A 12,391-nucleotide genomic window follows, 5' to 3' on the forward strand; every position below is an offset into this window, starting at 1 on the left:
CGGTCAAAAACACGTTATTGGTATAAGTCTCATCTTTGAGAACTTGGCTTGCTTTGTGAAACTTTTTGTGAAACCTTTCTATTCACGCGACTAAAACTGACAGACAGGGAAGGCAGTCGGGCGACGCCGGTTTCTTGTTCGGGATACGGAGAAATGAGGGTGACGCAATCCGGGCCGATGATCGATATCGCAGGCATCCATAAGACGTTTGTCGCTGACCACGGGACGGTGACTGCGCTGGAGCCGTTAACCATTGACGTCAGGCCAGGCGAATTCATCGCGATCGTTGGGCCTTCAGGCTGCGGGAAATCGACGCTCCTCCGCCTGATTTCCGGTCTTGACCACCCAAGCGGCGGCACCATAAGGCTCGACACTGCCGGCCATAAGCGTCCGGTAGGTTTCGTTTTTCAGGAGCCGGTTCTTCTTCCCTGGAAAACGACCCTCGAAAACGTCCGGTTTCCCCTCGACACCGCCGGGGTTTCTCGCGCTGCGGCGGACAGGATTGCACTCGATTTGATCAAAATGGTAGGCCTTTTCGGCTTCGAGGGCGCTTTGCCGCGCGAACTGTCAGGTGGAATGCGCCAGCGCGCGGCAATCGCCCGTTCGTTATCGGATGATCCACCGATCCTGTTGATGGACGAGCCGTTCTCCGCGGTCGATCTACTGACACGAGACACGCTGAACGACGAACTGCTGCGGATCTGGCAGGCCACCGGAAAAACGATCCTGCTGGTTACCCACAGCGTCGAAGAAGCCGTCTATCTCGCTGACCGGGTCATGGTGATGACCGCGCGCCCGGGCAAACTGAAATCTATCCATGAGGTCAATCTCGCGCGACCACGCGGCGAAGAAACCAAACTCGACCCCGCCTACCACTCACTCGTCGCCCGGCTTCGCCGCGATTTACGTACGCCTGGCGAAACCCGTGACGGGAAGCCGCAATAATGGCGAGGCACTTCAGCGCCTGTATCGACTATATCCTGTCACTGGCAGCGCTGCTTGCACTCTGGTGGCTTGCTACTGGTCCGATGGCAATGCCTGCCTATCTTCTGCCCTCTCCGGCGCGCACCTGGGGTGCACTGGTCGCCATTGCGAGCAACGGTGATCTCTGGCTGCATCTCGGCTTCACCATCCAGAACATCGTGCTCGGGCTCTTCCTGGGCCTGATCGCCGGCATCGCTCTGGCCTACGCGATGACGCGTTTTCCGACACTCTCGGTCTGGCTGGACGGCCCGCTCGTTATCCTTCAGACAGCACCTAAAATTGCGCTCGCGCCCCTCTTCATCGTGTGGTTCGGCTTTGGGGTTCTGTCCAAAATCATCCTTGTCTTCTCGCTTGTGTTCTTCCCGGTCTTTATTGGTGCCCTGTCAGGGTTCCGAACGCTCGATCCAAAAATGAGGGACCTAGCGACACTTCTGGGTCTCGGCAAAATCCAGCGATTTGTGCAGATCGAATTTCCGTCGGCACTGCCGGAGATCTTCGTCGGCCTGAAGATCGGCGCGGTCCAGGCGCTGGTTGGTGCGGTGCTGGCCGAGTGGATGTCGGGAAAGCTCGGACTTGGATACCTGATGACCTATGCCGCCGCTACCTACAAGACGCCGCTGCTCTTTGCTGCCGTTCTGCTGACCGTCGCACTCGGTCTTGTGATGCATGTCGTCTTGTCCTCGCTGGAAAACCGGCTTCTCTCGTGGAAGGGGACGAGGAAATGACAAGCGCCGCCTTTCCCTGGAACAACGGCAGGCCGCCGCATCTGCCCTGCGGGCCTGGCGACATTGCAGAAAATGTTCTAACGCCTGGCGATCCGGACCGTGTCCATTTGCTCGCCGACATGATGGAGGACGTGACCGATTTCGGTCGCAAGCGGGAGTTTGCAGTCATAACCGGCACCTACGAGGGCCGGAGACTGACCATATGCTCCACCGGCATTGGCGGTCCCTCGACTGAAATCGCCCTGGTGGAACTTGCCATGCTCGGCGCCAGGAAGGTAGTGCGCATCGGGGGCATGTCGGCGCTGGCGGCGCAATATGCGCCCGGCTCTTTCGTCGCAGTAAACCAGGCTGTAGGCGATACCGGCTCTGCGTGCACCTACCGCATGGCTGGCGGCAAGGCCAAGGCGTCCTCGCGTATCGTCACCGGCCTGGTCGATGCGGCCTCCGAACTTGGCATCACCTGTCGCACCGGCATGGTCGCGTCGACCGACAGCTATTATCTGGGCCAGGACCGCCGCTACCGGCCTGTCGACGACGGTCGGGACGTGTGTGGAAATTTCGTCGGCCACTTCCAGGCTCTGGGTGCGATTGGCGTCGAAATGGAAAGCGAGATCCTTTTGACAGTCGGAAATGCAATCGGACTTGAAACCGGTTGCCTCCTCGGAATTCACGGAAATCGCGCCACAGATGAATGGCTCGACGATTACGAGCCCACCCAGCGAAATCTTCTGCGCATTGCGGGACGCGCTTTCTCCAGACCGTAAACAACCGAGGGGTCAAACGATGTTCAAAATTTCCAGCGCGGCCGCGGCCGGTCTTATTGCTGTTTCAATTTCGCCACTTGTTGCCATGACGGCGAGCGCTGCAGACAAGGTGATACTTCAGATCGACGGTGCTGCCGCACCGTTTTACGCCCCCCTTTACGCAGGCGTGGAGAAAGGGATTTTCGAAAAAAACGGAATCAAGGTTGAATTCATTTACGCCGCTGCGGCTGACATTCTCACCAACATTGCTGCCGGGAATGTCGATTTTGGCTTTCCGAATGGTGATGCGGTCGTTGCCGCTGTGGCTAACGGTCTACCGGTCAAGGTGATCCACACCACATATCAGCGCGGCATCGGCGCGCTGTTGGCGAAGGAAGAGAGCGGAATCAGATCTTACGCGGACCTGAAAGGCAAGAGGGTCGCCGTCACCAGCCTTGCCAGCCCGAACTACCTCCAGCTTCAGGTTGGTTTGCAACGCGCCAGCCTGACACTTGACGACGTTTCCGTCGAAGTCGTGGCGACAGGAGCGATCGTCCAGTCGCTGCAGGCTGATCAGGTCGATGCCATAGTCTTTTCCGAACTGCGAAAATACAATCTGGAAGCCGAAAGTACCAAGGTCACCATGATTCTGTCCAACGACTTCCTGCCCTCCTTTGGCAATGTGGTTGTTACCAGCGACAGCAAACTTTCGGAAAACGCCGATCTTGCCAGGCGCTTCACCACTGCAATCACCCAGTCGTACCAATGGGTAATAGACGGCCACGTGTCTGAGGCACTTGATATCGCGCTTGAAAAATACGCGCCAACCTGGCCCAGGGATCAAAAGCCCATGTTGACCACGGCGTTTGAACAGACATTCGTGCCCTCCGTCTGGCAGAGCACCCTTACCAGGAAAATGGGTCTTGGCGCGGCCGACATGGCGGGCTGGCAGAAGAATGCCGACATCCTGGCGCAATACAAGGTGATCGACACTCCTCCCAAGGCCGCCGATTTCGTTATCGACCCCTATTCGATCGGCCAATAAGGATGCTTCTGCGTGGCGTGGCGGGTCTGACCGCAACCTTCTTTCTGTGGACGGCAATCATCTATCTCTTCGACGTGCCGGCGTTTCTTTTGCCGGGGCCCGTCGAAGTATTCCACAGGTTCGGTTTCCTGTACAAAAACGCCAGCCTCGGCCGGCATATGTGGGTGACGCTGTCTGAAATTGTCGCGGGGTTCATGCTCGGCACGCTTGCCGGCGTCTTCGCCGGCGCAGTCTTTGTCCGGCTGCCCCCGGTCGAACGTTTTGCCACGCCGCTCGTTCTGCTCCTGCAGACAGCTCCAAAGATTGCAATCGCCCCGCTTTTGCTTTTGTGGCTGGGTATCGGGCCGGCTCCGAAGATCGTTCTGATCGCGATCGTCACGTTCTTTCCGGTCATGTCCGGCATGATGACCGGCCTGCGCTATGGGGAAAGCAGCTTCCGTGATCTCGCAACGGTGCTCAGGTTAAGCCCATGGCAGCGGTTCCGCCACATTGAATTGCCAACTGCATTACCGTCGGTCCTCGCAGGCATGGCAGTCGCCACAACGCTTGCCATAACGGCAGCTGTCATCGGCGAACTGATGGGCGCAAATGAAGGGATCGGCTATCTTCTGTCGTCGGGTCAGGAAAACAGTGACACATCCGTTGTCATCGGCATGGTCATGCTTCTGTCACTGATCGGCTGGGCCTTTTATGAGGCTGTCGAATTGATGAGACGCCGCCTGGTTGGCAGGTTCCAGTCATCCTGAAGCACACGGTGTTCTGCCGTCTTCCTTCGCGGATTCTGACTGCCGGGATATACGAAGGGTCGGCGAAACGATAACCACCGACGATGTGCACCCATGCGTGGGCGGGTGAACTGATAGCGGACAAGACCAGCCGGCTCCAATCACCAGACACGGTCCGTTGCTGCGGACTCTCACATCCGCGTTTGTCCCGCCATTTGCAAGTTCAGTCAGAAGCCGCCTGAAACAGCAGTCTGGCGCCGTGGTCCGGTCGACTGCGACGCTGGCGTCCGATGGTGATGACATTTTTATGGACCGTTGGTGCTGATCGCATACCGATGCAGCATCCGGCGTGCCGGCTTGTGGCTATAACGCCTTTTCCCCGATCGTCGCGTTTCTGTTGCCAGTCATACGTTCTGGACGAGGAATTCCCGTACCGAACGCGTGCCGGTGTTGAAAAGCAGCCGCCGGAATTCGAACTCCAGGACCGTTTGCGGGTCGTGGAAAGGTTCTCGCATGAATTCCTCCTGCGTCAGGCGCAGAGCTTCTTCAGCCGAGTAGAAAATATCGCCGCTGGCGTTTAGGAGCGCTGTATTCGCCTCATAGATTTTGGTCATCAATTCACAGGCTGCAAGCACTGCTGCCTTCCTGTCGGATATTGCACTGCCTGCGGAGCCGTACCAGGCGATAACTTCCTGACCCAGGGGACGCAACGGTTCTGGCAGGCGCTTGAGGTTTTGCATGACCCATTTGGGCTTGGCGTTGGTGCTCCCGGCGAGATGGCAAAGTCCGGCCGCCTGATCCATCAAAAACATGGTACAGACGAGGAAGCTGGTATCGAAGTCGCCGGAACCCCATGTCCCCATCAAATCCTTGAATTCGGGATAGCCACCGGTCCGATTACGGTATTGGACGAAGGAGAGTTTTTCCCAGAAGTCTGTCGGAAACAGTTGCACAAATTCGCTGTTGCCCGTGACCGTGATGCCGACCTGCATCTTGTGCAGCGCATCTTCGGACGAAAGGGGAAGCTTTTTGCGCAAGGTCTTTGTTCCCCGACGCGCCAGCTGGTAAAGCGCCAGAACATCATCCTTCATCGCCTCGACCTCGGCTCGGGTATAATATTCGACGTCAAAAGCCACGCCATCTTCACGAATGTAGTCGACGAAAGTGCGCAATCCGCCGTTCTGCTCAATGAAGAAACTGTGATCGCCAGTGTGCCTGACCGGCGGAAGCTCGTCGCATATGACGTAGACGTCGATGTCAGAGTGCTTGTTCCCGATACCCTCCACCAGCGTCCCCGACAAAACGACGATATCGCCCTCAGCTGGTCGGCAGCGGGCCAGTATTTCATCGCGATCAATCCGCAGGTGGCCGTTTAAAAACGAGAATGTCGATGGCGTGGCCGGCATAAGATTCATTTGACACCTGCTAGGGCTACGATTGCGAATAACGTATCATTATTTATACTTTTCTCATTGTCAACCATCCGCCACAACCGTGGGATGGGCGCGCAAGAGGTTCAAAGTAACGTCGGAACATGCCGTAAAATGCAATATTGTAGTAATTTTCCGTCAAAACGCCGTATCTTCGACGTATCGAGGGAAGCCGCGGCGCGAGGCTGCCGAAGTTTCAAAATATATATTGCGTGATCAATCTCCATAATATATCAATTTTGAGACTTTTTCAGAATATGAGGAGGCGCGCGCCTTTGATTTCCCGATATTTTACGGCGATAACGCTTGCTGGCGTCACCCGAGGCCTCTGGGTGATTACCCTCGGATGGTCATCGGCACTGATCGGGGGATCGGTAGCTCTCGTGGGCATAGCTTTTCTGGTTGGTCATCTCATGAACGTAATCCTGGCACCAAGTGTCGGAGCCTTGATCGACCGGCGCAGCAGAAAACGGTTGGCGATATTCGGACAGACGTTGTTCGGATGCGCGATGGCAACGCCCTGGTTTGCACATTTGCTCGGTTACGCGCCGTCCTATGGGATGCTTCTTCTCATCGCCGCCTGCATTGCCGCAGCGGCGCTTGTCCAGGGCGGAGCCCTCGACGCTATTCAGAAGTCCATCGTCGACAAGGGCGACATTAAGCGTACAAATGCAATTGCCAACGGTCTGCGGCAGGGATCGATGATTGCAGGGGCGGGCCTTGGAGGGGTCGTTCTGATGTGGCTGCCGATCCATGCGGGTTTCATCGTCGGTTCCGCTCTATGCGCTCTCGTCGTAGTCTGCCTGCTCGGCCTGCCGGACGCAAATCCACCGGTCAGTGCGCGGAAAAGCTATGTAGCGCAGATGGGGGAAGGCTATCGGTTCTTCCTGCGCAAGCCGGAACTTGGCCGGCTGGCTCTTCTGATTGGCTTAAGCACTTCTGTCGGTCAGTTGTCGAATGTTATGCTCCCGCTTCTGGTGCAAAACGAACTTGACGGCGGCAGCGAGCTATATGGGCTGATTGATGCACTTTGGTCAGTCGGCGGCATCGCCGCCGCGGCCTGCGTCGCGCGTTTGTTGAGACGGTCCGGCCTGGGTGGCTTCGAGTATCTTTCCATCGTCGCCCTGGGGCTTTTCACCGCCACCGTATCGTTTTCACTGAACTCCATGTCGGTCGCGGGTCTGTATCTTCTGATGGGCTTTGCATTCTCGTTCTCGAAGATCCTGTGCGACGGGCGAATGATCGAGCTGGCTGACATGGAAACGATCGGCAGGGTTCGCACATATACCCAGGCGGTCACCAGCGCCTTTGGACTGATAGTATTTTCAATGCCGGCGCTGACGGGGGTGGAAAGCGTACGAACCCATTATGTCTTCTGGGGCCTGGGTGTCGTCGTAATTGCAGCAGCAATTTATCTCACCACCAATTTTGCCGGCGCAGCCGTCGGGCAAGCAACCACGGAAAGAGACGCGCATGACTAAAACTCATTCCTTCACCTGGGCGCAAACACGCTGGCCTGGAAGGTTAATCGCAGTCGAGGGCTTCGACGGCGCAGGCAAAACGACACAGATCGAACTTCTGCACAGACGGCTCGCTGAACTCGGCCATAATGTCGTCCTGACCCGACAGCCATCGGACTGGTATCGCCAGAGCGAACTTGTCCAGCAGTTCCTGAACAGTGGCGGCACGCCGGAAACCGTCCGCGCACTCGCATTGTTTGCGGCAGCAGACAGGGTGCGGCACTGCAGCAACGTCATAATACCTGCACTTGCGCGTGGCCAGACAGTCATCAGCGACCGCTATGTATTCTCTTCTGTCGCCTTTTTTCGGAGCAGGGGGATCGACCCGGAGTTCATCCGGACGATCAATCAGGGGATTCCCCGGCCAGACTGTGCGATCTATCTCGACGTCAAAGCAGAGATTGTCAGGGAACGGCTGCTGGCGCGCGATGGCGACAAGCTGAAGCACGAAGAAAATTCAATCGAGACCATCAACCGCGTTATGGATAACTTCAGGAGCCTGGCACCCGAGCTGAACATAGTGGCGGCCCAAGCGGAAAGGGAAGAGGTGTTCCGTGAGATATGGCAGCTGGTTGCGCCCGCTTCAGACGTGACGACAAGACGCCCCGCGCCTGCCGGCGCCACCGGTTTGCGCATTTGAAGCACTTCCCGGAAAACGCCTCTCGCTCCCAACGTTCGTCATACACAACCGCGGCGTCCTGCCCGCATTTTCTGTAGACAAACGTACCTGAGACGCAGCGACCCCGTCTGGAGGAGCGGCCTGAAAGTCGAGAGGCATGATATCCATGCCTTCGCGCGCCTGGTCTCCCGCCCTGGCGGCATGGTTCTCCCGCCGCCCTCGTGCGGGACAGTACGCTTCCCAACCGTCAGAAATCACGGCAAGCGCCAGACTGCACTGCAACGCCCCGCATACAGCACACAAGGCTTGAAAAATCTCTCTCAGAGACCGGGAACCGGTACCATTTCCGGCGGCGCGACTGAACGGAGATCCGCCATTTCATCGATGATCAGGCGGCTCAGTCGCTTGATGCCTTCCCGCGCGCGCTCCGGTGGGCAGGAGGTGAAGCAGAGGCGAAGCGTATTCCGGCCCGAACCATCGGGGTGGAAGGGGCGACCAGGAACAAAAGCGACGCCTTCGAGAGCAATAGCCTTGGCAAGCAGAGCATTGGCGTCGAGACCGTCCGGCAGCGTCAGCCAGACGAACATCCCGCCCTCCGGTTTCTGCCAGCAGACCTTGTCGGGCATGTATTGCTCGAGCGCACTGATCAGATTGTCGCGTCTCTGCCGATAGGCCTGCCGCGAGGCAAGCACACGCTCGTCAAACATTTCAGCTGCAACGCGGTGCATTACCATCTGGTTGATCGTTGAACTGTTGAGGTCGCTGGACTGCTTCAGCAACACCAGCTTCTGGATAAGGGGGGTTGCAGCACATATCCAGCCGATCCGCATGCCGGGAGTCATTGTCTTGGAGAAACTGCCGCAATAGACAACAAGAGAGTTTTCGATCGAGCCACATTCCTCGATATCGAGCTGCATGATTGAAGGAAGCGTGCTTCCTTCGTATCGTAACGCGCTGTAGGCCGCGTCCTCGACCAGGGGGATGTCATTATCGCGTGCAAGGGCAAGCAGCCGACGCCGCGCGCATGTTCCCATCGTTTCACCCGTCGGGTTCGAGAAGTCCGGATTGGCATAGATGAGCTTCAATGGACTGGCGTCGTCGGTGTCTGGGCTCGGGCGCCCTGCAGCTTTCCCTTTCGCGTCGAAAAAGCGGTAGTCGGGTTCATAAGCGTCGAAGATTTGCAGCGCACCGAGGTAGCTCGGCTTTGAGATCGCAACAGAGCTGCCTTTTTCGAGAAAGAGACGAGAAAGAAATTCGATGGCCTGCTGCGCTCCCGACGTAATCAGGATGTTGTCTGAACTGCAGATGACGCCCTGTCGGTGCATGAAACCGGCGATCCAGCGTCGTAGCGGCAGATAGCCTTCACTGGCGCAGTATTGCAGGGAGACCTGCGGGCAATCCCGAAGGTATTTCTGATAGCCGTCAAGAAACTGCGGAGAGGCAAAAAGATCAGCGTCAGGAAATCCACCCGCGAAGGAAATGATATCGGGATTTCCCAGCAAAGCAAACAGATCCCGAATTTCCGATGCATGCATGTTCCTGGCTCGGTCCGCGAACCGCTTTTCCCAGGTTTGTGTTTGAGGGGATATCGATTTTTCGTTCGTCATAAATTTCTCCCGGTTCAGGATGCGCTGGCCACGGGTACTGCGGTCACGTGACGGACAATTTCATGAATGACGTCCTCGCAAGACGACGGTTTCCGCACGATCCCGCAAAACGGCGAATGGATTTCGCTATAGGAAGGAACGTCCGGTCTGGTGGGTTGCGCGTTGATCAGGCACCGGACGAACTGGTCGTCAAAGGTCTGCCTGACCGAGCCGCAATCGAGGTTCGCGCCATAAGGAAAGAGGAACCACCCGAACATGTCTTGGGCGCCCCGGCCGAGGACAACGTTTGCAGTTTCGCCAATCGCGCAACGCAAATCCGCGTGGTGGAGATTGACTCCGGTCTTTAACTCGAAGGCTTCGGCGATATAGGCGCCGCCGATGCGCCCTGCGAATTCCAGAAAATGTGGTTGACCATTGCCGTCAACAATCATTTCGAGATGAAACCCGCCGTCGGAATAGTTGAGCAGGCGGGAAAGCTCCGTTACAGCCGTGCTCGCCCATTCGGGATTTTCGATTTGCGTTGAGCCGAGGGCTGAGCCAGCCGCATAGGAAAAACACGTATTGACGTATTTCGACGCTTGCAGGATGTCCAGCTTTCCCCCCTGCAAAAGCCCGTCAAGATGAAGGATGTCGCCGGGGATATATTCTTCGACGAGCCAGTCTGTCTCACGAAGGGTTTCGACGCGGGCATCAAGTTCATTTCGTGAACCGATCCAGATACCGTTGCTGGCTGCATCCAGTCGCGGCTTGAGCACCAGTGTCTGATGGAGCGGTATCCGGCCACTCGCGCGCTTGTATTGTGCAAGCGACCAGAATGCGGGCTGCCTGACGGTTGATCCACGGACTGACATTCGCATTGTCAGTTTGTCGCGGATCGGGAGCACCTTTGCGACCGTGTCGCCGGGAATATTGAACCGTTCACGGATTTGGGCGGCGAGAATGAGGTCACGCTCACCGCGTGCAACCAGGCAGTCGCAATTCGCGCATGCCTCTTCTATCAGCGCCGGTAGCGCATCCGGATCAAGGTCGGACAGTTTGGCGGTGATGATCCGTGCTCGCGCAGGCGACACCCCGTCGAGGAACTGACCGATATAGGTCACCTCATGCATATCGTGGTCGATTACCTGATTGTACCGGACGCGCTCCGGATCAACCCGGTTGAGTATTACAATTCTTGCCAATGCCCGCTCCTGTTCTTTGCTCAAACACCGATCCGAATGTTTTCGGACGCCTGCTTCCAAAGGGCTGCTCTTCGATCTCCCTGATCCACGGGGCGGAATGGCGAAAGAGCCGCACTTCCTCCGCAGCCGTCGCTCGATGGCGAACTTGATCGTGATGTTTTCTGACATTAGTACATTTATTGAGACAAGCAAGATGCTAAATATAGCGTTGACGGCGCCAAAAATGCCGTCAGGCGGAAAATAAAACTTTCAATAATATCTATATTTAACATTTACTTAGATATAAAGCCCGCAAGCACCATCCGGTGTTCGGATTTAAAAACAACAATTTTGGCTTGAGTTTTTTATGAACATAATCTCATTATTAAGACGAAATGACGAAAAAGGGTATTCATGTCATCCGCCAACTTTTCCTCGCGCTTTATGCGAACCGCTCAAAAGGTGTCACCACTCTGCGTCGGGTTCGACCCGTCAACCACGGTTCTTCAATCGTGGGGGCTTGCGCCCGATGCACAGGGAGCGGCACAGCTCTGTCGCGTGCTTCTTGACGCCCTTGACGGGCTGGCCGGCATCGTTAAGCCGCAAGTGGCTTTCTTTGAATCCTTTGGGCCCGAAGGCATGCAATTGCTTGCTCGTTTCATAAGCGAGGCGAAGTCGCGGGACCTGCTGGTTATCGCTGATGCAAAGCGCGGCGATATTGGTTCGAGCATGGAAGCTTATGCGAGCGCATGGCTTGGGCCCGAAAGCGCCTTCGGTGCCGACGCAGTCACCGCCAGTCCTTATCTGGGACCCTCGGCGCTATCGCCCCTGTTTCGGCGAGCGGCTTCGACGGAGACGGCGGTATTTGTGGTGGTCCGCTCGTCCAATCCAGAGGGCGCATCCGTTCAATCCGCCATGACGCAGGGGCGCAGCGTCGCTCTTGATGTCGCAACATCCATCACGGCCTGGAACGACGCCCTGGAAAATGAGGGCGATATCGGGCCGGTTGGCGCAGTCGTCGGCGCTACGGGCGGAGCCGAAAGCGCAACACTTCTGGATGCGATGCCCCGATCCCTCTTCCTTTCTCCGGGTATCGGCGCACAGGGGGCAACGATGCAGGACGCGCATAAAATGTTCGGGTCAAGTGCATCGCGTGTAATCCCAACAGTCTCCCGGTCAATCCTTTCGGCAGGACCTGACAGAGACCGGCTTCGCGAGACAATCGCGGGCTTTGCCCGTTCAGCTCGCTTGCTGCAAGAGCAGGGGCGCTGATGCCTACACTTTTATCCTTCCCGGAACCCACGGATATTGCTGAACTCTTTGTGGCCCGCTCACGGCTGGGCATCGATATCAATACAACCAATTTTGCCGTTGAAGGACTTGTTCTGAACGATGAAGGGCAAGTGGTTCTCATCAAGAGGGGACCGATGTGCCGCGACAATATTGGCCTCCTTGAGGGGATTGGGGGGCAATGCCACGACTCAGAGCGATTTCGGGACGCATTGCACCGGGAAATTGCAGAAGAAGTCGGAACAGCGGCCATAATTGAAATCGAGCGGTTTTCTCACATGCGCCTCCAGCATGAACGGGAAGGAGCGTCGGGAGCATCTGCGAAGTGGATTGTCGTGTCTTATATCTGCCGCTGGCGCTCCGGTCCCCTGACCGTTACCGAACCGGCAAAAAATAGTGGCTTCCATCTGGTTGATCCGCACGCATTCAGCGCCGCGGATCTCGCACCTTCCGCAAGATTCTCGCTGAACATTTACCGCGCGTCCGCCAGGCAAGTTTCGCCTGATGACGCGACAAGAGATTTACTCACATTGAGGGAGTGAC

12 protein-coding genes are annotated in these 12,391 nt (G+C 56.8%); 9 read left to right on the top strand and 3 right to left on the bottom strand.

The window, feature by feature from the left end; translation table 11 throughout:
* The first annotated feature begins 153 nt into the window (after window positions 1-153).
* From V6S97_RS23605 to V6S97_RS23625, 5 genes are read left to right on the top strand one after another with little or no spacing between them, the layout of a single operon-like run.
* Window positions 154-945, top strand: coding sequence for an ABC transporter ATP-binding protein (locus V6S97_RS23605; RefSeq protein WP_060726694.1), 792 nt, complete (start codon window positions 154-156; stop codon window positions 943-945).
* Window positions 945-1,709 (top strand): ABC transporter permease, encoded by a 765-nt coding sequence (locus tag V6S97_RS23610; protein ID WP_060726695.1) that lies wholly within the window; start codon window positions 945-947, stop codon window positions 1,707-1,709. Before V6S97_RS23605 ends, V6S97_RS23610 begins: the two co-directional genes overlap by 1 nt.
* Window positions 1,706-2,473 (top strand): nucleoside phosphorylase, encoded by a 768-nt coding sequence (locus V6S97_RS23615; protein WP_060726696.1) that lies wholly within the window; start codon window positions 1,706-1,708, stop codon window positions 2,471-2,473. The genes V6S97_RS23610 and V6S97_RS23615 overlap by 4 nt, the downstream gene beginning before the upstream one ends.
* Before the next feature lie 19 nt (window positions 2,474-2,492).
* On the top strand, window positions 2,493-3,497 hold the full coding sequence (locus V6S97_RS23620) for an ABC transporter substrate-binding protein (RefSeq protein ID WP_060726697.1): 1,005 nt from the start codon (window positions 2,493-2,495) through the stop codon (window positions 3,495-3,497).
* 2 nt (window positions 3,498-3,499) lie between these two features.
* Entirely contained in the window at window positions 3,500-4,243 is a 744-nt protein-coding gene (locus V6S97_RS23625) for an ABC transporter permease (RefSeq protein ID WP_334427810.1), read from the top strand.
* Between the two features lie 383 nt (window positions 4,244-4,626).
* Here V6S97_RS23625 and V6S97_RS23630 read toward each other — a convergent pair whose 3' ends face one another.
* Window positions 4,627-5,637, bottom strand: a complete 1,011-nt coding sequence (locus V6S97_RS23630; protein ID WP_060726699.1) for a hypothetical protein — start codon at window positions 5,635-5,637, stop codon at window positions 4,627-4,629.
* A 272-nt stretch (window positions 5,638-5,909) separates the two neighbouring features.
* Here V6S97_RS23630 and V6S97_RS23635 point away from each other — a divergent pair, with 272 nt between their 5' ends.
* The gene (locus V6S97_RS23635) at window positions 5,910-7,133 is read left to right on the top strand and encodes an MFS transporter (RefSeq protein WP_111791766.1); all 1,224 of its coding nucleotides are present in this window, start codon (window positions 5,910-5,912) and stop codon (window positions 7,131-7,133) included.
* Window positions 7,126-7,812, top strand: a complete 687-nt coding sequence (tmk, locus tag V6S97_RS23640; protein ID WP_060726701.1) for a dTMP kinase — start codon at window positions 7,126-7,128, stop codon at window positions 7,810-7,812. The genes V6S97_RS23635 and tmk overlap by 8 nt, the downstream gene beginning before the upstream one ends.
* Before the next feature lie 299 nt (window positions 7,813-8,111).
* On the opposite strand, the gene V6S97_RS23645 is transcribed toward tmk, so the two are convergent.
* Both V6S97_RS23645 and V6S97_RS23650 read right to left on the bottom strand, forming a co-directional pair.
* On the bottom strand, window positions 8,112-9,398 hold the full coding sequence (locus V6S97_RS23645) for an aminotransferase-like domain-containing protein (protein ID WP_060726702.1): 1,287 nt from the start codon (window positions 9,396-9,398) through the stop codon (window positions 8,112-8,114).
* 14 nt (window positions 9,399-9,412) lie between these two features.
* On the bottom strand, window positions 9,413-10,603 hold the full coding sequence (locus tag V6S97_RS23650) for an ATP-grasp domain-containing protein (RefSeq protein WP_162266709.1): 1,191 nt from the start codon (window positions 10,601-10,603) through the stop codon (window positions 9,413-9,415).
* A 369-nt stretch (window positions 10,604-10,972) separates the two neighbouring features.
* On the opposite strand from V6S97_RS23650, the gene pyrF reads away from it, so the two are divergent.
* A complete protein-coding gene (gene pyrF / locus V6S97_RS23655) occupies window positions 10,973-11,830 on the top strand; it encodes an orotidine-5'-phosphate decarboxylase (protein WP_223565233.1) in 858 nt (285 codons plus the stop codon).
* Window positions 11,830-12,390 carry an NUDIX hydrolase gene (locus V6S97_RS23660; protein WP_060726704.1) on the top strand — a complete coding sequence of 187 codons (561 nt, stop codon included), beginning with the start codon at window positions 11,830-11,832 and terminating at the stop codon, window positions 12,388-12,390. Before pyrF ends, V6S97_RS23660 begins: the two co-directional genes overlap by 1 nt.
* The last annotated feature ends 1 nt before the right edge of the window (window position 12,391 follow it).

This window comes from Agrobacterium sp. CCNWLW155 (assembly GCF_036888815.1).
GTDB lineage: Bacteria > Pseudomonadota > Alphaproteobacteria > Rhizobiales > Rhizobiaceae > Agrobacterium > Agrobacterium radiobacter.